This window comes from Streptomyces sp. NPDC097107, assembly GCF_044762405.1.
GTDB classification, from domain to species: domain Bacteria; phylum Actinomycetota; class Actinomycetes; order Streptomycetales; family Streptomycetaceae; genus Streptomyces; species Streptomyces thinghirensis.
This window is the reverse complement of the sequence record NZ_JBIWEF010000023.1, coordinates 40,857-62,023: the sequence shown is the minus strand read 5'-3', so window position 1 is coordinate 62,023 and position 21,167 is coordinate 40,857. Positions and strand designations below refer to the sequence as shown.

Sequence of the window (21,167 nt, the reverse complement as noted above, 5' to 3'; positions counted from 1 at the left end):
ACCGACCGGGCCTGCACGGTAGGGGCCGATCCGCTGACAGCCGACGTTTCTCGTTGGCGGTGACCGAGCCACTAGCCGACGGTCACAGGTCCTACCAGCCCGTGTCCAGGGGGCGTCAAGAAGCCGTCAGCAGCAACCTTCCAACTACGTACTTTGTTCACTACTCTCTGAACATTCGATACGATCGATTCATGCAGATCCAACTGGGCGTGTTCGTGTCCGAGCCGTGGCTCGTCACCGTCCTCGCGCTGGTCGCCGTGGCCGGCGACGCGCTGCTGCCGTTCCTGCCCAGTGGCAGCCTGGTGATCGCCGCCGCGCTGCTCTCCCTGGACCACAGCGGCGCGCCGGTCGCGCTGGCGGTTGCCGTCGCGGCCGCCTCGTTCCTCGGTGATCTTTTCGTGGTCGCACTCGCCCGTGGTGGCTCCTCTCGGGCGCACGCGCTGTTCGCCCGGCACGCGGGGCTGGCTTCGTTCGCCGGCCGGATGCGCCGCCAGCTCGCACGGCGACTGCCGTCCGTTACGGTGGCGGGGCGTTTCGTGCCCGCCGGCCGGACCGTCCTCGGTCTGACGCTGGGCGCCCGGCCGGGGCAGCGTGCGCGCTATCTCGGGTGGTCGGCCTTCGGCGGACTGGTGTGGGCCTGCTATCTGGTGGGGCTCGGCGTGATGAACGGCATGTGGTTCGAGACACGCTGGATCGGCTTCGCGATGTCGACGGCCGTGGCGGTCACTCTGAGCACCTGTCTGGCCCGCTCGCTGCGCCGACGTGTCGATGCCGAGATGTCGCAGGCCATGTCGCAGGCCATGTCGTCCCAGGTCGGACACCTACGAGACTCCCCGGGAGAAGTCCGTGCCGATGAGCCGGGCGGGACACGGCCTGCCGCCTGCGTCGTCGCGCAGGATCACGCGCTAGGAAGCGCCCTTGGTCCACACCGCGGCCACGAGGCGGTCCGCCCGCACCGACGTGCGACGGAGAATCCCGTGGGAAGCGATCCACCCCTCCCCAGCGCACACACCCGGACCGCGACCAGGACCACGAGCAGCAGCGTCACACGACGCCATCTGGCGGACGTCTGGCACGTCGAGGAGCGGGCCGAGCTGGAGGCCACCGCACGCGATCGCGGCTTCCTGTCCCTCGACGAAGCCGAGGAAACCGCGCGAAGGTTCGTCACGCTGCACCGCGACCGCTGGTGACGCCGGACGGCGACACCCGGTCGTCCCGCTCCTGCCGATGCCCCGTCGTGGACGGGGCATCAGTGCTTTCGGCCGCAAGGCGTGTCAGGCTCCTCGGCCGGCGCTGCGGGCCCCCTCTTCCTCCTCCCAGCGCTTCCAGAGCAGCGGCATCTCCTTGGCCAGCCAGGCGTAGAAGTCGTGCATGGTCTGCAGCCGCTCCTTGCGCTGGGCCGGAGCTCCCTCAAGGATGCGCAGTCCCTGTTCCGTGATGTCGACGAACGACTGGTAGTGCTCGGCCTGGCTCTTGGCCAAGGCCGGCCACACGCCTTCCTTGATGCGGTAGTAGTCCCGACGCTCACCGGGCCGCGAGATCTTCTCGACCATGCCGCTCGGCACCAGGAAGCGCGTCGCGGCACTGACCGACCCCTTGCTCGCCTGAAGCACCTCGACCAGATCACCGGCCGTCTGCTCCACCGGGTCACAGATCAGAAGCCATGCGAGCACCCTCCCGGCCATGCGGAACAGCCCCTGCCGCTCAAGGCTGATGGCGGCCTCCTCAACGAAGGCGAGCTCTTCCTCGGTGGCAGTGGACCTGCCCTGTGCACTGCGTTCCATTCGTTCAGGATACACCGAACATAGAGAACCTGCCGGTCCACATGCATGCACCCGCACCCTTCACCCTGCCCGCCGGGACACCTTGCGAAATTCGTGCATTTAATTGCTGTTTATCTGATATTTCGATGATATGCGGCTTGCATGCAGGTTCCTAAGGTCATGGCGAGTGCAGCAGACCGTCATCCCCGACGCAAAGGAACCTCATGTCTCGACTGCCTGCTCTTTTCGCTGCCCTGCCGGCGCGCGGCCTGACCCAGCGGCTGAGCGTCTATCTCGCCGGCTGCGTCGTCTTCGCCGCTGGAGCCACCCTTTTCATCCACTCCGACCTCGGCACCGACCCACTGGACGTCCTCGCGCTGGGACTCAAGGAGCACATACCGATCACCATCGGCATCGCCCAGGGGGCGATCGCCGCGGTGTGCATCGCGGTGTGGGCCGCGTGGAATCGGCGGCGCCCGGTGATCGCACCGTTCATCACCTTTTTTCTGTGCGGCAGCCTCATCGACCTCATGCTGCTCGCCGACCTGTCGTGGATGGGCAGCGTCCCGTCGCTCGTGACGGCCGTGCTTCTGTGCGCCTACGGCTCGGCCCTGATCATCATGAGCGGCATCGGAATACGCGCCATGGACCTCATCGTCATCACCATGACCCACCGCTGGAAGTGGCCGTTCTGGGTCGCCAAGGCCGGCATCGAAGCGGTCCTGCTCGGCTTCGGCTTCCTGCTCGGCGGTCCCGTGGGTATCGGGACGCTGTGCTTCCTCGTCTTCGTCGACGGCCTGATCCAGCCGTTCATGGCGCTCAACCGGAGGGTGCTGCGCCTGACCAACCACGGGCTGGCGGAGCAGCCGCTACGGCCGGAGGCAGTCCAGGCATCCGCTTGAGGGACGGGGACCCGGTGCGCGCCGTGCGTCGAGCCAACCCAGAGCGGTCACTTCACCGGGGCGAGGGGGAGCCGGTCGGCCAGCGCCCGCGCCCGCAGCTGCGGGCGCCAGGCGCCGAGTGCTCCTTCTGCGCCCACGATCCGAGTCCTGGTGACGCCCGTGCCGGATCGTCCGCCATGAATCGCCGTACCTCCGGGTGGTGGCACGACGACGGGACGGACAGGAGAACGAGACCCACCCAGCCCGCGCACGCAGAGTGCGAGCTGAGCGGGTCGTTCACGTCTCGTCACCTCACGCTGGAAGACGGCTCGAACGGGGCACGCCGGCCGACCGCCTTGTCCCCGCCGAGCCGTGAAGAGCAGCGGCATGCCCACAACGTCACCGGGCCGGTTGACGGCAGCGGGACGCCAGAGTCCCGACTGCCCGATGGCGTACAGATTGGACCTGCGCGACAGCGCGCGAGTTACAGCACCGCTCCCCCACCCGAACAACAAATATCACAGACCCCTCGGCCAGAACTCCGCCACAGCGGCATGCCGGGAGTGTAAAACGGAATGTAAAGACCGCGACAGCAGAAGCTCAGGGCAGCTCAAAGCCGCAGCTCAACGACCCGTCGACCTCGGCAAAATGACACTTCAGCGGCCTTGCGGAATCAGCATCAGGACATTCTTCGAAGCCTTGACCAGTAATTCAACGCCTCAATACTTGAGGGCATGACCGAAAAGATCGAGGGCGCCATCTCCGAGCGCTCCACCCTCACCGAGGCCGAGAAATCCTTCGTCCACAAGATCGCCGAGCACTACCACATCACCGACGGGATGGAGTGGGAGCGCGGCTACGTCATCGGCTGGCTGATCATCAACTACCCGGCGAAGCAGAGTGCCAACGAGATCGCCAAGGCGCTGGACATCCCCCGCGAGCCGGTGGACTGGATCGCCGACCTGCTCACGCCGCCGGGCGTCTACTCCCGTGAGGAGATCCCCGGTACCGACGACTACTGCATCACCCTGAACGACGGCGCCTGGCCGAACGCCGTGGAGCACTCCTTCCGCCGCATCCCCGAATTCCACTCGGCCGTCCAGCACGGCCTGGAGGTGCTCAAGGACCAGCCGGAGGAGCGTCTGGAGCGCCTCAAGCGCATGGAGAACCTCTACGGCGTCATCTCCCGCAAGCTCGAAGGCGTCTTCGACGTCTTCGAGGAGCACCGCAACTCGGCGGCCGTCTGACCCCGTCCGTCGACCCGCCTCGGCGTCCCCGGGTGCTGCCCGGGGACGCCCCGTCCACCGCCGGCCACCACCTTCAGGGCGACGGTCGCATCCGCGCCGCGTCCGGAGAGCACCGAGGGACCATGACCAGGGAAGCCCACGTCACGTTGAGCAGGACAGACGTGCACCTGTGGATCGCGACCTCCGCGGAGCGGGACGGCGAACCCCACAGCCTGCGTGCGCACGAGTCCGTCCTGTCCCCCGAGGAACGGAACCGGGCCGACCAGTTCCACTTCGCGGAGGACCGCGCCCAGTTCCTGATGGCACGATCGCTGCTCAGACGCTGTCTGTCCGAGTACGCCGACGTCGAACCGGCCGAGTGGGAGTTCGAGTTCAACGAGTACGGCAAGCCTGCCGTGCACCACCGGCTGGGCCTCGATCTCGACTTCAACCTGTCGCACTCGCGCGGCATGTGTCTGCTCGGCATCACCAGGGAGCGCCCCATCGGGGTGGACGTCGAGAAGCGCGACGCGCGGATCTCGCTGCCCGACCTGATCCACCAAGTCATGTCCGAACCCGAGATCGAAGAATTGCGCCGTCTGCCCGCCCGCGCCTGGAAGAGCCGCTTCCTCGACGTGTGGGTGTTCAAGGAGGCCTACGCCAAGGCCCGCGGCCAGGGCATCTCGCTGCCGCTGCAGGACATCTCCTTCCTCTTTCCCGACGGTCGCAGCCCGGAGCTGGTGCTCAAGCCCTCGCTGGCCGACCGGCCCGACCACTGGCTCTACGACTTCGTCAGGGTGCCGGCCGACTTCCACGCGGCCGTGTGCATCGGCCGTCGCCGCGGCGAGGAGCTGCGGTTCGTGATGCGCGAGCCCGAACCGCTCTAGGCCCGCGCACCTCACCTTCACCACGGCCTCTCACCGTCGACGCGGGCGGGAGCGCCGCCACCCACCCACGTCCTGGAGGACTCCCGTGCACTCGCCCGACGGTACGTCAGGGACACGGGCCGCCACACCACGGTCCAGTCTGCGGCCGGAGGATCTCGGCAGCGCCGACTTCCGCGCCGACCACGGCGTCGCGTACGCGTACGCCTCGGGGTCGATGTACAAGGCCATCGCCTCCGTGGAGCTGGTCATCCGGATGGGCCGGGCGGGCCTGCTGGGTTACCTCGGCGCCGGCGGCCTCACCGAGGATGAACTGGACGCCTCCCTGCGGCGTATCCGCGCCGAACTCGGTGATGGCCCCTTCGGCGTCAATCTGCTCGCCGCTCGCCCGGACCGCGAGGAGCGCACGGTCGACACCTTTCTCAGGCACGGCGTCCGGCGCATGGAAGCCGCGTCGTTCGTCCAGATCAGCCCCGCCCTCGTCCGCTACCGCCTGACGGGTGCGCACCGCCGGTCCGACGGGGCCGTCCAGACACCCAACCGCGTCATGGCGAAGGTCTCGCGTCAGGAGGTCGCGGAGGCGTTCCTGGCCGCGCCGCCCGCAACGATCGTCCGCGATCTGGTCGCGGCAGGACGCATCACCCCGCAGGAGGCACGGCTCGCCGCGTCGGTCGCCATGTGCGACGACCTGTGCGCGGAGGCCGACTCGGGCGGGCACACCGACCAGCGGCCTCTGACGGCGCTGCTGCCGGCCGTCCTCACGCTCCGCGACCGGGTGTCCCTCAGCCACCCGGCGGCCGGGCGGGTCCGGATCGGGGCGGCGGGCGGAATCGGCACGCCCGAGGCCGCGGCCGCCGCCTTCGTCATGGGCGCCGATTTCGTCCTGACCGGCAGCATCAACCAGTGCACCGTGGAGGCCGGCACCTCCGACACCGCGAAGGACCTGCTCCAACGCGCCCAGGTACAGGACACCGCGCTGGTCCCGGCCGGCGACATGTTCGAGGTGGGCACCAAGGCTCAGGTGCTCCGTCGCGGCCTGTTCTTCCCAGCCCGCGCCAACAAGCTGTACGAGCTGTGGCTACGGCACGAATCGCTGGACGACCTCGATCCGGACACCGCCGACCACGTGCAGCGCCGCATCCTCGGCCGCACCTTCGAGGAAGTGTGGCAGGAGGTCAAGGACCGCTATGCGAGCACCCGCCCGGCGGTGATCGAGCGCGCCGAGGAGGACCCCAAACGCCGTATGGCGCTGATCTTCACCTGGTACTTCGCCAAGGCGACCCGGGTGGCACTGGAGGGTGACGCCGACAGCCGGGTCGACTTCCAGATCCCGTGCGGTCCGGCGCTCGGCGCGCTCAACGAGCGGTTGCGCGGAACCTCCCGGGAGGACTGGCGCGCCCGGCACCCGGACGACCTCGCCCGACTGATCATGACCGGCGCCGCCGAACTGCTCTCCCGCGCCGCCCGCCTCGTTCCCCCGTCCCAGCCGTTCGCCGCGGCATAGCCACACCAGACCTCGGGAGACCCGGACATGACGCTCATCCACGTGTTCCCCGGCCAGGGCTCGCACCGCCCCGGCATCGGCCAGGACCTGTTCCCCAAGTTCCCGCACCTTGTCCGGCAGGCCGACTCGGTGCTCGGCCGCTCCATCACGGACCTGTGCCTCAACACGTCCGCCCAGGAGCTGACCGACACCCGCAACACCCAGACCGCGATGTACGTCGTGAACGCCCTGGCGTATCTGGACGCCGTCCGGGAGACCGGCCGGGTGCCGGACGCTGTCGCCGGGCACAGCCTCGGCGAGTACGTGGCGCTGTTCGCCGCCGGCACCTTCGACTTCCTCACCGGACTGGAGATAGTGATACGGCGTGGCGAGCTGATGGCCCAGGCACCCGCGGGCGGCATGGCCGCGGTCATGGGCGTAGACACGGACCGGATCCGCGAGGTCCTCGCCGCTCGTGCCCCGGCGCTCGACGTCGCCAATCTCAACGCCCCCGGTCAGACCGTCGTCTCCGGTCCCCGGGACGACATCGCGAAGCTGCGGGACGTCTTCGGCGAAGAGGCGCAGGCGGTCGTTCCGCTGAAGGTGGGCGGTGCCTTTCACTCGCGTCACATGGCCGACGCCGCTGCCGAGTTCGGCACGTTCCTGGCGCAGTACCGCCTGGCGACGCCGCGCATCGAGGTGATCTCGAACGTGACGGCCCGGCCGTACGGCACGGACGACCCGGCCGATCTGCTGACCCGGCAGATCGCGTCGCCGGTGCGCTGGACCGAGTGTGTCGAGCATCTGCTGGACCGGCCCGAACCGGAGTTCCGGGAGGTCGGCCCCGGCCAAGTGCTGACCGGGCTCATCGCCCAGATCAAGACCCAGCGGCAGGCGCTCTCCGCCGCCGTCTGAACCCCACGAGCGAGTGAGTCGAGAGGCGATCATGGAAGACCAGACGACGCCGACCCGGGTGCGGGCCTCCGCCGCTGTGGTCGAGACGTTCCGGCATGCCAGTGCCGATGACAATCCGCTGCACGTCGACGCCGACTACGCACGGCGCACCGCCTTCGGCGCGCCCGTCGTCCACGGGGTGCTCGGCACGCTCCTCGCCCTGTCCGGCCTGACGCCGCGGCCTGGCCGCGGCCCGGTCCGGATCTCCGCGCGCTTCCACGCGCCGGTGTACGCCGACCAGGACTACCTCCGCGAGATCACCGAGGACACCGCTGAGCGCGCGACGGTCCGGCTCCGCGACGGCAGTCGCACGCTGCTGGAGGTGACGACGGAGTTCGGCCAGGGCCCGGCCGCCGGCGAGGAGACCCCGGACGGAGGGGGGGCACGGCGAGCGGAACCGCGCGACGCCGAGCTCACGGAGTTCGCCACCGGCCTGCCGCTGGGCGAGGGCTACGCGCCCCGATGGGACGGCGTCGCGCGCCTGGCCGACCAGCTCGGCCTGCCACAGCGAGGGCTCGGGCCGGTTCCGGTCGGGGTGCTGGCGTGGATCAGCTACCTGGTCGGCATGGAGGCACCCGGCCGGGCCGCCCTGCTGTCCGACTTCGAGGTGGAGTTCCGCGCGGCGGACGACGCCGGGCCGTTCACCGCCCGTGCCGAAGTGGCGGACGTGGCGGAGCGGTTCCGGATGCTGCGGCTGACCGGCACCGCCGAAGCGGCCGGTCTGCGGGCCTCGGCCACGGTCCGCGCCTTCCACCGCGCGGATGTGCCACCGGGCGACGTCGGGAACCTCACCGCCGCGCTGCCGCAGGCGGAACCGCTGCGCGGCCGTACCGCCCTGGTCGTCGGCGCCAGCCGTGGCCTCGGGGCGGCGGTCACCCAGGCACTCGCGCTGCAGGGCGCCGAGGTGTACGCCGGTTTCCACCGCAGCACCGAGGACGTGGCGCGGGCCGTGGAACGGGTCGGTGACGCGGGGGCACGCATCCATCCACTGCCCGGGAACGCCGCCGACCCCGAGTGGGTCGCCGCGGCCCTGGACCGTATCCGTACCGAGCGCGGCGGCCTGGACCTGCTGGTACTCAACGCCTGCCCCACACCGGCCGAACTGCCCCTGGAACCGGCCACCTCACAGCGCGCCACCGACCATGTCACCCGGGCGCTGGCCCTCACCCGCGAACCCCTGGCCGGCCTCGCGGCCGAGGTCGCGGAGCGCGGCGGCCGGGTCATGGCCGTCTCCAGTGCGTGGACGCAGGCTCCCCCGCCGGGCTGGTCCGCTTACGTGACGGCCAAGTTCGCGGTCGAGGGCCTCGTTCGTGCGGCGGCTGCGGAGCTTCCCGGCGCCTCCTGGCTGATCGCGCGCCCGCCCCGGTTGCGTACCGCCATGACCGCCACTCCGCTCGGCGAACGCGGCGCGGCCGTTGAGCCGGTCGCCGCGGCGCTGGTCCGCGCTCTGACCGGGCGCGGCGAGCCGGGCGAGGTCCGGGTACTGCCCTTCGCCGAGGACGGGACCGCACTCACCGACGGACAGGAGCACCGCACGGCGGGCGACGGCGGCACCCGCGAGCAGACCGCGCCCTCCGGGAAGCCGGAGGACGCCGCCGTCTCGCGCCCCCTCGACCTCGGCGTGGTCGCCACCTTCACCCTCGATCCGCTCGTGGAACCGCTTCAGTACTGGTGCGACCGGCTGGGGCTCGGCCTGCGGGTCAGACCGGCCGACTACGCGCAGGTCTTCCAGGAACTCCTCTCCCCCGGCGGGCTCTTCGCATCCGTCGAGCAGGGTGCCAAGGCCGTCCTGGTCCGGACGGAGGACTGGCCGCGGGACGAGAGTGACCGCACCGCCGGCGAGTTCGCCGACGCGGTGCGCGCTCACGCGGCCCGCAGCCCGGTGCCGCTGCTGGTGCTGCAGTGCCCGCCGTCCCCCGCGCACTCCGACGGCTGTGGCCGGGACGCGGAACTGACCGCCGCCGAGCAGCTGATCGCCCGGGAGCTCGCGGGTGTCCCGGGCGTGCACGTGCTCGGTCGGGAGCGCTGGGCGGGCGGGATCGTCCCGGCCGGCGAGACCCACTACGACGAGGCGCGGGACGCTGCTGCGCACATCCCGTTCACGCAGGAGGGCTGCGCCGCCCTGGCGGCCGGCGTCGCCAGGGCCGCGCACAGCGCGCTGACCCCGCCCTCGAAGGTGATCGTCCTGGACTGCGACAACACGCTCTGGGGCGGGGTGGTCGGCGAGGACGGCCCGCACGGCGTACAGCTGGAGCCGGCGCACCGGGCGGTGCAGGAGTGGGCCGTGGCCCGCCGGCGCGAGGGCGTCCTGATCTGCCTGGCCAGCAAGAACGAGGCTGCCGACGTCGATGAGGTGCTGGCAGTGCGCGAGGACATGCCGCTGCGCGCCGAGCACATCACCGCCCGCCGTGTGAACTGGGAGCCGAAAGCCCTGAACATCGCCTCCCTCGCCGCGGAACTCGACCTGGGGCTGGACAGCTTCGTCTTCCTCGACGACAACCCGGTGGAGGTGGCCGGAGTACGCGCCGCCCACCCCGAGGTCCTGGCGCTGCAACTGCCCGAGGACGGCAACGAGGTGCCCGCCTTCCTGGACCGCATGTGGTCGCTGGACCGGCTCACCGTCACCGACGAGGACCGCAAGCGGTCCGACTTCTACCGGGCCCGGGGCGAGCGCGACGCGATGCTGCGCGACGCCGCCTCGTTCGCCGATTTCATCGCCGGTCTGGAGCTGTCGGTGGACGTCGCGCCACCGACGCCCGAGCAGTACCCGCGGATCTCCCAGCTGACGTACCGCACCAACCAGTTCAACCTCTCCACCGTGCGCCGCGGCGAGCCGGAGATCCGGGCGCTGCTCGCCGACTCGGCGGTGCGGATCCGCACCGTCCACGTGCGGGACCGTTTCGGCGACTACGGCCTGGTGGGCCTCGCCATCACCCGGGAGGACGCCGACGGGGCGTCCGCGGTCCTCGACACGTTCCTGATGAGCTGCCGGGTGCTCGGACGCGGTGTCGAGCATGCCTTTGTCGCCGCCCTCGCCAGGGAGCTGGCCGAGGCGGGTGTGTCCGAGCTGGTCGCGCCGTATGTGCCCAGCGAGCGGAACACGCCGGTACGCCGCTTCTTCGACTCGGTGCTCGGCTCCTTCGCCGAGCCCGGCGAGAACGGGCGCGTCGTGTTCCGGGCGCCCGTCGCCGCCGTCTCCGCGGTGGCCTTCGAGCCAGATGAGGCGGAGCCGGATCCGTCGGCCGAGGCACAGCCCGCCCGGAAGGCGAAGCCGTCCGACGGGGCCGTACGGGACGGCGTGCGCCGCCGCGCCCTCGTCGACCTGGCTCAGGACGCGGAACCGCTGTCGACCGTCCTGCGTGCCACCAGGCCCTCCGCCCGCCTCGCGGCCTCCGCCGCACCGGAGCCGGCGCCTCCCGCGGCACCCGCCACGAGCGGTCTCGCGGAGGCCCGGGAGGCCGTGTGCTCCGTGGTCGCCGAGGTCCTGGGTCTGCCGCGGGCGGACATCGGGCCGCACACGCCGCTGGAATCGATCCGTATGACGTCGCTGTCCGTGGTGGACGCGATGATCCGGTTGGAGAAGCAGTACGGACAACTGTCCAAGACCCTGTTCTTCGAGCACCGGACGCTCGGCGACATCGCCGCGGCACTGGCGGGGTCCGGCTCGGAGCCGACACCCGCGGCCGGCGAGGGGCCGCCGCCTCCCGCCCCGGCCGCCTCCCCGGCCGCGGACCGCAGCGCCCCGGTGTCCGCGGCGGCGCCGGACGCCGCGTCCGCTGCCGGACCCGTCACCGAACCCATCGCCGTCGTCGGCCTGGCCGGGCGCTATCCCGGTGCCGACAGCCTCGACGAGCTGTGGCAGAACGTGCTGCACGGCCGCAGCGCCGCCCGGCCGGTGCCGTCCGACCGGTGGGACCACGACGCGGTGTACACCCCGGAGGGCGGCCAGGGGCGCACGTACAGCGGCATTGGCAACTTCCTGGACGGGGCCGCCGACTTCGACTCGCTGTACTTCGGAATCGCCCCGCGAGACGCCGAGCAGATGGACCCGCAGCAGCGCGTCTTCCTGGAGACGGCGATCGAGGCGGTGCAGGACGCCGGGTACGACCGGCACACGATGGACCGGAGGACGGGCGTCTATGTGGGCGCCATGGCCGACGACTACCGCACGTTCAGCGCCAACGGCGCCGCCACCGGCCATTCCCCCTACCCGTACGCCGACAACTACGCCATCGCCAACCGCGTCTCGTACTTCCTGGACCTGACCGGGCCGAGCATGGTCGTGGACACCGCCTGCTCGGCGTCCGGCGTCGCGCTGCACCTGGCCTGCGAGGCGATCCGGCGGGGCGAGGTGGCGGCCGCGATCGCGGGTGGTGTGAACCTGGTCCTGCATCCGGTGCGGCACATCCAGTACGCGCAGATGGGGATGCTATCGAAGGCCGGTGTCTGCCGCCCCTTCGCCGAGGAGGCCGACGGCTTCGTCATGGGCGAGGGCGCCGGCGCGGTGCTGCTGAAGCCGCTGTCGAAGGCGGTCGCCGACGGTGACCACGTCTACGGCCTCATCCGCGGCACGGCCGTCAACTCCGGTGGCCGCACCAGCGGGTTCACCGTGCCCAGCCCGGAGGCGCAGGCGGCGCTCGTGTCGTCGGCGCTGCGCTCGGCGGGCGTGGACCCGGCCACCGTCGGCTACGTGGAGGCCCACGGCAGCGGCACCTCCCTGGGCGACCCGATCGAGGTCCGGGCGCTGACCCGGGCGTTCGGCGCACGCGAGCAGGCGGGCAGCTGCGCGCTGGGCAGCGTGAAGGCCAACATCGGCCACCTCGAGCCGGCCGCCGGCATCGCGGGGCTGACCAAGGTGCTGCTCCAGCTCAAGCACCGCGTCCTGCCGCCGACTCCGCACGCCGGCACCCCGAACCCGTTCATCGAGCTGGACGGCAGCCCCTTCCGGCTCCAGACCGCCGCCGCGCCCTGGGAGCCGGTGGGTGTGGAGGCCGACGGCAGCATCCCGCCGCTGCGTGCGGGCGTCAGCTCCTTCGGCGCGGGCGGGGTCAACGCGCACCTCGTCGTCGAGGCGTACGACCGACCGGCCGCGGGCGTGGAGGAGGACGCGGTGGGTAGCGAGCTGTACGTCCTGTCGGCCCGCACGGACCAGCAACTGCGCACCACGGCGCGGCGGCTGGCGGCGCATCTGCGCGGGCCCGCCGGGCGGACCGTGCGTCTCGCCGACGTGGCGCACACGCTGCGTGTGGGGCGCGAGGCCCTGGACGTGCGTGCGGCGTTCACCGCCCGGGGTCGGGACAGCCTGCTGACGGTGCTGGACCGGATCGCGGACGGCGCCGAGGAGGGCTCCGGCGCGGTCCACACCGGACGGCTGGTCCGCGGCGGTCCGCTCGCCGGGCTGTTCACGGATCTCGCCGGCGGGCGGGATTTCCTGGCGTCGCTCGCCGCCCAGGGCGAGCTGAGCACCCTGGCCCGGCTGTGGGTCCAGGGCGCCGAACCGGACTGGCCCGCCCTGCTGCCCGCCGCCCGCCGGACCCCGCTGCCCGCCTACCCGTTCGAACGGGTGCCGTACTACCTGCCGTCGGCGGTGCTCGACCCGGCCGGCGGTCCCTCGGCCACGACCGGTCCGGCGACGCGCGCCGACGACTCCGCCGCCGTCTGGACACCGTGCTGGGAGGACGCCCCCGCGCGGACCGCCGTCGGCTCTCAGGCCCCGGCGACCGTCCTGGTGCTCGACGCCCCCGGCGACGCGCCCGTCGCCGAGGAGGGCCAGAAGTGGCCGTGGCTGCTGCTGCGGGCGGTGGAGCACCCCGCGGACGAGGTTCCCGACGAGGCCTCGGGCCTCGTGGTGCGCCGGGGCAACGCCGACGACCTGCGTTCCCTGCTGGAGCGTGCGGGCGCCGAGGGGCCCGTGGTGCTGGTCGACCGGCGGGGCCTGGCGCCCGCCTCGCGAACGGGCGAGGACGCGGCGTCCGCGGTGGCCCAGCGGCTGCCCACCGATCTGGGCCGGGCGGTCTCGGTCGGCGCGCTCCCCCCGCTGACCTACGTCCAGGTGACATCGGCCGACCGGGAGGACCCGGTGGAACACGCGGTCGCGGCCTTCGGCCGTTCGCTGGCCCGCGAGACGAGCCGCTTCCGGCACGTCCGCGTCGGCCTCGCCGACGACTTCTCCCCATCCCTTTCCGCGCTGGTCGCCGAGGCGGACAGCACAGACGCCGAGGTGCGGATCGGCCCGAGCGGGCGTCAGGTGCTGCGCTTCACCGAGGCCGGCCGGCCCGGGGGTGACGGAGGCCCCGGGTTCACGCAGGGCGGGCACTACGTCGTCACCGGCGGCGCCGGGGGCATAGGACGGCTCGTCGCGGTGCACCTGGCCGAGCGGTACGGCGCGAAGGTCACGCTCCTCGGGCGGTCGGCGCCGGGCCCCGAGCACGAGCGGTTCTGCTCCCAGCTGCGGTCCCTGGGCGGCGACGGACTCTACGTCCGGACGGACGTCACGGACCGTTCCTCGCTGGACACCGCGCTGCGCACGGCCCGGTCGCGGTTCGGCGCGCTCACCGGTGTGCTGCACGCCGCGGGGCTGATCGAGGACGCGCGGCTGCAGGACAAGGGCGACGAACAGGTGGCTCGGGTGCTGGCGCCCAAGACGACGGGGACGGCTCTGCTGGACCAGCTGACGGCCGAGGACCGGCTGGAGGCCTTCGTCCTCTTCTCGTCCGTCGTCGGCACGGTCGGCAACGCCGGCCAGTGCGACTACGCGGCCGCCAACGCCTACCTGGACGCCTTCGCCGTACACCGCACCGAGCAGGTCGGGCGAGGCAGGCGCAGCGGCCGTACCGCCTCCGTGGCCTGGCCGCTGTGGTCCGAGGGCGGCATGCGGCTGGACGCCGAGACCGCTTCGATGGCCGTCACCACGATCGGACTGGTCCCCATCGGGACATCGGAAGCGCTGCGGGTGCTGGAGGAGGCGGTAGGGTCCGCGGCCCCGCGACTGTACGTCTCCTGCGCCGGCACCGAGCGCACCCGTTCGGTCCTCGGCCGGGCCGGGCTGGGCCCGCAGTCCGGCGTCGGGGATCCCGTGATCGCCGACCCGGCCGGCACCTCGAAGGGCCCCCTGCCGGTCGGAGGGGCGGCCACCGAGCCGCTCCCGGGCCGGGTCCTCACCCTGGTCGTGGCCCGGGTCGCCGAGGTCGCCGGGACCACCCCCGACCGTATCGACGCCGCCACCGAACTGGGCGCCTACGGTTTCAACTCCGTCCTGCTGACCACCCTCGCCAACCGGCTCAACGACACCTTCGGCACGGCCCTGACGCCGGTGACGTTCTACGAGTTCCCGACGTCCGACGCGATCACCGCGCACCTGGTCGACCGGCACGCGGCGCAGCTGCCCGAGGCGTTGAGCGAGCCTGGGCCCGTGCCGGGAACGCGCCCGGAACCGGCGGTCGCGGAACCCGCGCTCGAGCCTGTCCCGACGCCGGTGCACCGGACCCGGCCGGCGCGGTCCGCCGATCCGGCGGCCGGGGCGGACCCCGTCGCCGTGGTCGGTCTCGCCGGCCGCTTCCCCGGCGCCCCGGACGCCGAGACCTTCTGGCGGAACCTGCTGGCCGGGCGGGACATGGTCACCGAGGTGCCGGCCGAGCGCTGGAACTGGCAGGCGTACGACGGTGATCCGCGCCGGGACCCGGGCACCACCGACTGCCGGGCGGGCGGCTTTCTCGAATCGGTGACCGCCTTCGACGCCGCGCACTTCTCGCTTTCCCCGCGCGAGGCCTCCCTCATGGACCCCCAGCAGCGGCTGTTCCTGGAGACGTGCTGGCACACCCTGGAGAACGCCGGGTACGATCCGGGGTCGTTCGCCGGGACCCGCACGGGCGTTTTCGCGGGTGTGACCCTCCACGACTACCTGGAGGTCCTGCGCGAGCACGACACCGACGTGGCCGGGCACACGGTCACCGGCAACGTGCACGCCATCGTCGCCAACCGTGTGTCGTACCTGCTGGACCTGCGCGGTCCCAGTGAGACGGTGGACACCGCGTGCTCCAGCTCTCTGGTCGCCCTGCACCGCGCGCTCGCGGCGCTGCGGTCCGGCGAGTGCGACGCCGCTCTCGTCGGCGGGGTCAACGTGGTGATGACGCCGACCTGGTACGTCTCGCTCAGCCGGGGCGGCATGCTGTCGCAGGGCGGGCGCTGCCACACCTTCGACAGCCGGGCCGACGGCTACGTACGCGCGGAGGGCGTCGGCGTGATTCTGCTGAAGCCGCTGTCCAAGGCCCTCGCCGACGGCGACACGGTGCGCGCCGTGATCCGCGGCTCCGCGGTCGGACACGGTGGCCGGGCGCACTCCCTCACCGCGCCCACTCCGCGCGGCCAGGCCGACACCATCGTGGCGGCCCTACGCGACGCGGGCGTGCCCGCTGCGTCGGTCGGCTACATCGAGGCACACGGCACGGGAACCCGGCTCGGCGACCCGATCGAGGTCCAGGGCCTCAAGCAGGCGTTCGAACGGGCGGCGGACGGGGCCGACGTACCCGCGGGGTCCACGGTGCTCGGCGCGCTCAAGGCGTCGGTCGGACATCTGGAGAGCGCGGCCGGCGTCGCCGGACTGATCGCGGCAGTGCACGCCCTGCGCGACCGCACCCTGCCGCCGGTGACCGGGCTCGCCGAACTCAACCCGTATCTGGAGCTGGACGGTTCACCTTTCCGGGTGCTGCGCGCGGCTGAGCCGTGGACGTCGGCCGGTGGCGCACCGCTGCGCGCCGGAGTGAGCTCGTTCGGCTTCGGAGGCGTCAACGCACACGTCGTGGTGGAGGAACCGCCGGCTCCCGCCGAGCGGTCCGGGGAGCAGACGGGCCCGCAGGTGGTCGTGCTGTCCGCCCGGACCCGGGATCAGCTGCGCGCCTGCGCCGTGCGGCTGCGCGACTTCGCCGCCGACGGCGGCGTCCGCCTATGCGACCTGGCGTGGACCTCGCAGACCGGCCGCGCCCCGCTCGCCGAACGGCTCGCGGTCGTCGCCTCCTCGCTGCCGGAGCTGCGGAACCGGCTCGGCGCCTACTTGGACGACACGGGTGAGGCCGGAACCCCGGGTACGCACCTGGGCGGACCGCACCGGACTGCCGCCGACGGCCCCGCCGTCAGGCCGACGGACCCGGCGGACGCCGCCGTCATCTGGACCGCCGGTGAGCCGGTCGACTGGACGGCGCTGCACGACGGGCCGCGCCGACGGGTGCCGTTCCCCGGATACCCGTTCGACCACAGCGCCGAGTTCGGGCCGTCGGGCCTGCCGACTCGGGGTGTCCTGGACAGCGCGCGTCCGGTATCCGAACCACTGCCGTGCGGCCCGGCTCCGGCCGACGAGACCCAGGACCTGGTGCCGGAGCTACTGATCCGGGACTGGGTCGAGGCGCCGCCGGCCGCCTCCGCCGACACCGGCCGCCGGCCTCTGGGCGTGCTGCTCGTCGCCGCCCGGGACACGCTCGGCTTCGCCGAGACCGCCGCACACGCGGCGGGGGCGGGGAAGAGCGGCTGGATCGTGGTGCGCGAGCGGAGCCTGCTGCCCCACCTCGGTGCCGACGAGTACGACCTCGACCTCGCCGACCACGCGGCCGGGCACGCTCTGGCGGAGCAACTGTACGAACGGTACGGCCCGCTGGACGCGGTCGTGGACCTGACGGACCTGTCCGGTGCCGGGGCGGAGAACGCGCCGCTGGAGCGCGAGGCAGCCCGGATCGGGCTTCTCCAGGAGCTGGTCCGCCGGGCCACCGCGGCCGGGCACGAGCTGTCGGTGCTGCATGTCACGCGCGGCCGCCAGGCGCTGCGGCACGCCCGGCCGCAGGCGCGGGGCGGGGCCATGGCCGGGCTCGTCCGGGCCGTGGGCGCCGAGTACCGGGCGGTCCGCTCCGCCTCCGTGGACCTCGACCCGGCCGTCACCGGCCCGGAGGCGGTCCTGGGCACCGCGCGCGCCGAGCTGTCCGTGGTCACCCAGACCCCGACCGAGGTCTGCCTGCGTGGCACGGACCGCTATGTGCCCGGCCCGCTGCGCGTCCTGCCGGCCGGGCCCGGCCTCCCCGGACTCGACCCGGACCGCACCTATCTGGTGACCGGTGGCACCGCCGGCCTGGGCCTGGCGGCGGCCGAGCGGCTGGCCGAACGGGGCGCCCGCAAACTGGCCCTGCTCGGTCGACGGCCACTGCCGCCACGCGCCGAGTGGGAGCGGACAGCCGCGTCGGCGGACGCCGCCGGGGCCGAGGCCGACGCGCGCACGGCGGAGTTGGCGCGCACCGTCGCGGGCCTGGAGGCCCGTGGGGTACGAGTGCTGATCCACACCGGCCCGCTCACCGACCGCGGTGCCCTGACCGCCTTCCTGCACCGGGTGCGCGGTGAACTGGGGCCCGTCGCGGGCGTGCTGCACTGCGCCGGCTCGGTGGACCGCAGGCACCCGGCGTTCGTCCGCCGCTCGCCGGAGGCCGTGGCCACGACCTGGGAGCCGAAGACCGCCGGGCTGCGGGTGCTGGACGAGTTGGTGCGTGCCGACCGGCCGGACTTCTTCGTCCTGTTCTCCTCGGTCTCCGCCGTACTGCCCCACCTGGGCGTCGGTCTCGGCGACTACGCCGCCGCCAACGCCCATCTGGCGGCCTACGCGGCCGAGCGCAACACGGCCGAGGGCCCCGGCGGCACCCGCTACCTCAGCGTCGCCTGGGGCAGCTGGACCGGCCTCGGCATGGGCGAGGTGAAGGCCGACGCGTACCGCGCGGCGGGATTCGGGGCACTGACCCGCGAAGCGGGCCTGGAACTGCTGGAACGGGTGATCGCGGGTGGCGTCGACGGCGTGGTCGCGGCCGCGGTGCGCCCTGGCGACTTCCCGCCCGCCGCACGTCCCGGCCCCGGCCCCCTTCTGCCCGCCGCCGGCCCCATCGTCCCGGCTCCGGTCCCGGCCACGCCCTGCGGCGGCCCGGTGCAGGGGCCGCACAGCACGAACACCGAAGCAGAACACGATGAGAAGAAGAAGGAGCACCACGTGACGACCTCGGACGGCGCCGTGAGCGCTGCCGTCAGGGCGGCGGTCGAGGAGTTCCTCCTCGACCTCATGGCCCAGGAACTGATGCTGCCGAGGGAAGCCGTGGCCCTCGACTCCTCCTTCGCCGAGCTGGGGGTGGATTCCATCCTGATCGCCGGGATGGTCGGCAGGCTGGAGGAGCTGGCCGACGCTCCACTGGACCCGTCGGTGGTCCTGGAGAACCCAACGGCCGCGCGCCTGGCCGCCTTCCTGACGAGCGCGTACCCGCAGGGCGTCCAGCGCTGGGCGGCCCGGCGCGGCGCCGGCGACGAGCGGCCAAGCCTCGCCGGGACGGCCGCGCTGCCACGCTCGCAGGGCACCACCGCCCAGGGTCCCGGGCCCCGGCCGCTGGCCGTCATCGGCATGGCGAGCCGTTTCCCGGGGGCACCCGACACCGACGCCTTCTGGAGGCTTCTGGCCGAGGGCCGCAGCGCGATCCGCGAGGTGCCGGCGGCCCGGTGGAGCACCACCGAGCTGTACGCGCCGGAGAAGCGGCCGGGTCGTTCCCTCTCCCGCTGGGGCGGGTTCCTGGACGGGATCGAGGACTTCGACCCGGAGCCGTTCGGCATCGCGCCCGAGGACGCCGCGCATGTCGATCCGCTCATCCGGCTGGTCCTGGAATGCGCCGAGCAGGCGGTTCGGAACGCCGGATACCAGCGCCCCGAGCTGGCGGGCACCCGCACCGGGGTGTTCGCGGCGGCGCAGACGGGGGCGTACGCGCCGCGGATCCGCGTCCCGCACCGCAACACCGTCACGGGCCTGAACCAGAACTTCGTGGCCGCCCAGCTCGCCCAGGTCTACGACCTGCGCGGCCCGCACCTGGTGATCGACACCGCCTGCTCCTCGTCGCTGGCCGCGCTGGCGCTGGCCGAGCAGTCCCTGCGGCTCGGCGAGTGCGACATGGCACTGGTCGCCGCGGCGGACCTGTTGCTCGACGAGATGCCGTACCTGAAGCTGAGCGCGTCCGGCGCGCTATCCCCGGACGCGGAGTGCCGGGTGTTCGACGCGCGGGCCAACGGCCTGGTCCTCGGGGAGGGCGCGGGTGCCCTCCTGCTGAAGCCGCTGGACGCGGCGCTCGCCGACGGGGACCGGGTGTACGCGGTCGTGGAATCGGTGGCGGTGAACAACGACGGCCGCACGATGGGCCTGACGACTCCGAATCCGGACGCCCAGGAGGACGTGGTGCGCCGGGCACAGCGCGCGGCGGGCGTGGATCCCACGGCGATCGGTCTCATCGAGGCACACGGCACCGGCACGATGATCGGCGATCCGATGGAACTGCGTGCCCTGACCCGGGCGTTCGGCGACGCCGACGACCGCACCGGGTACTGCGCCGTGGGCAGTGTGAAGTCCAATATCGGACACGCGCTGATGGCCGCCGGCATGGCGGGACTGCAGAAGGCGGTTCTCGCCCTGCGGCACCGGATGATCCCGCCGACGCTGCACTGCGAGACGCCCAATCCCCGCTTCTCCTTCGACCGGTCGCCCTTCTACCCGAACACGGAGTTGCGGGAGTTCGTGCCGATCGGCGGTGTGCGCCGAGCCGGCGTCAGCGCCTTCGGTTTCGGTGGGGTCAACTGCCACGCCGTCCTGCGGGAGCCGACGGCGGAGGAGCTCGCCGCGCGTCCGGACGAGCGCCCGAGCCTGCCGCCGGCCGTCTTCAAGCGCGTCCGCCACTGGGTGGACCGGGAGACGGACACCACCGCCGCCGCTGTGCCCACCGCCCCCGTACCCGCCCATTCCGCGCCCGCCGCGCACGCCGCCGCCGGCCCGATTCTGTCGCTCGAGGAGTTGAACTGACGATGTCCGACATCCATCGGTCCTTCGACGCCGGGGCCGCACTCCGGTCCCTCGCGGGCCGCCGGTTCGCCACCCGGGTCACCGCGCGGGACGCGGCCGTGCGGGACCACCTCGTCCACCGCACGCCGGTCCTCCCCGGCGTCTTCCATCTCGACCTGGTGCTGCGGCTGGTCCGTCACCTCGGTGTCGATCCCTCCCTGGTCGAACTCCGGCGCTGTGTCTTCATCCGACCGCTGATCGCCGTGGGCGACCTCGACCGCCAGCTGGAGGTGACGGTCGGCGAGCCCGGGCGGCGCGGCGGGGTGCCGGTCAGCGTACGCAGCCGTCCGCTGCTGGGCGGGGAGGTGGCCGACGAGCAGTGGCAGGTGAACTTCCAGGCGGAGATCCATGTCGCGGGCCCGTGGGAGCCGGAGCCGGTACCGGCAGGCCTGTTCGACGCCGCTTCCGGCCCCGGTTCGCTGGATGCCGACGACCTCTACGCCCTGGCCCGTCAACTCGACATCGAGCACGGGCCGTTCATGAAGGTGCGGGGTCGGGTCGGCGCGGGCGACGGCTTCTCGGTCGCCGACGTGCACCTGGACCCCAGCGCGGTCGAGGCGCTCGGGCACTTCCACGTGCACCCCGTCTTCATGGACTTCTCGGTGCTCGTGCCGTTCCTGCAGTTCCCCGAGCCGGTGCGGCGCGGCATCGTCCAGCCCTTCATCCCGATCTACGTCGACTCCTTCCGCGCCCGCCGTTCCCTTCAGGCGCGCACGCTGGTGCACTCACCGCGCCTGCCGAGCCTGCAGGTCGACGACAGCACCCAGGCGGTCGTGGCGGACATCGACCTCTGCACGCCGGAAGGGGAGGTCGCGGTCCGGCTGACCGGCTACCGCGCGAAGCGGGTCCGCACCACCGAGGACATCCGCAAGCACGCGGAGGAGGGCAGGCGGCTGGCCGAGGCGAGGGGGGCGCGGGCCACGGCGCCTCCACGGACACCCGCGCCCGCCGAGCAGGCCGTCCCCCCTGCTCCCAGCGGGGATCTCACCACGCTCGTGACTTCTCTGGTCGCGGCACAGACCGGCAAACCCGCCACCGGCATCAGTCCGGACCAGGGCTTCTACGACGAACTCGGCCTCACCTCCGT

At 72.7% G+C, this 21,167-nt stretch carries 9 protein-coding genes; 8 read left to right on the top strand and 1 reads right to left on the bottom strand.

Going from position 1 to position 21,167, the window contains the following annotated elements:
- Positions 1-191 precede the first annotated feature (191 nt).
- The gene (locus ACIQ1J_RS34070; protein WP_403563056.1) at positions 192-1,190 is read left to right on the top strand and encodes a DedA family protein; all 999 of its coding nucleotides are present in this window, start codon (positions 192-194) and stop codon (positions 1,188-1,190) included.
- 84 nt (positions 1,191-1,274) lie between these two features.
- Here the strand turns inward: ACIQ1J_RS34070 and ACIQ1J_RS34065 are convergent, their stop codons facing one another.
- Positions 1,275-1,784, bottom strand: a complete 510-nt coding sequence (locus tag ACIQ1J_RS34065; protein ID WP_234956700.1) for a GbsR/MarR family transcriptional regulator — start codon at positions 1,782-1,784, stop codon at positions 1,275-1,277.
- A gap of 203 nt (positions 1,785-1,987) precedes the next feature.
- On the opposite strand from ACIQ1J_RS34065, the gene ACIQ1J_RS34060 reads away from it, so the two are divergent.
- From ACIQ1J_RS34060 to ACIQ1J_RS34030, 7 genes are all read left to right on the top strand, one after another.
- Complete coding sequence (locus ACIQ1J_RS34060; RefSeq protein WP_403563054.1) at positions 1,988-2,665, top strand: YitT family protein; 678 nt, start codon at positions 1,988-1,990, stop codon at positions 2,663-2,665.
- 713 nt (positions 2,666-3,378) lie between these two features.
- Positions 3,379-3,891 carry a hypothetical protein gene (locus tag ACIQ1J_RS34055; RefSeq protein WP_403563052.1) on the top strand — a complete coding sequence of 171 codons (513 nt, stop codon included), beginning with the start codon at positions 3,379-3,381 and terminating at the stop codon, positions 3,889-3,891.
- 122 nt (positions 3,892-4,013) lie between these two features.
- Positions 4,014-4,757 (top strand): 4'-phosphopantetheinyl transferase family protein, encoded by a 744-nt coding sequence (locus ACIQ1J_RS34050; RefSeq protein WP_403563050.1) that lies wholly within the window; start codon positions 4,014-4,016, stop codon positions 4,755-4,757.
- 85 nt (positions 4,758-4,842) lie between these two features.
- Positions 4,843-6,258, top strand: a complete 1,416-nt coding sequence (locus ACIQ1J_RS34045; protein ID WP_403563048.1) for a PfaD family polyunsaturated fatty acid/polyketide biosynthesis protein — start codon at positions 4,843-4,845, stop codon at positions 6,256-6,258.
- A 27-nt stretch (positions 6,259-6,285) separates the two neighbouring features.
- Positions 6,286-7,152, top strand: coding sequence for an ACP S-malonyltransferase (gene fabD / locus ACIQ1J_RS34040; protein ID WP_403563046.1), 867 nt, complete (start codon positions 6,286-6,288; stop codon positions 7,150-7,152).
- Positions 7,153-7,183: 31 nt separating this feature from the next.
- Positions 7,184-20,041: an SDR family NAD(P)-dependent oxidoreductase gene (locus ACIQ1J_RS34035; RefSeq protein WP_403563044.1), complete on the top strand. Its 12,858-nt coding sequence runs from the start codon at positions 7,184-7,186 to the stop codon at positions 20,039-20,041.
- Positions 20,042-20,043: 2 nt separating this feature from the next.
- On the top strand, positions 20,044-21,167 hold a 1,124-nt coding region (locus ACIQ1J_RS34030; RefSeq protein WP_403563042.1), incomplete at its 3' end, for a polyketide synthase dehydratase domain-containing protein.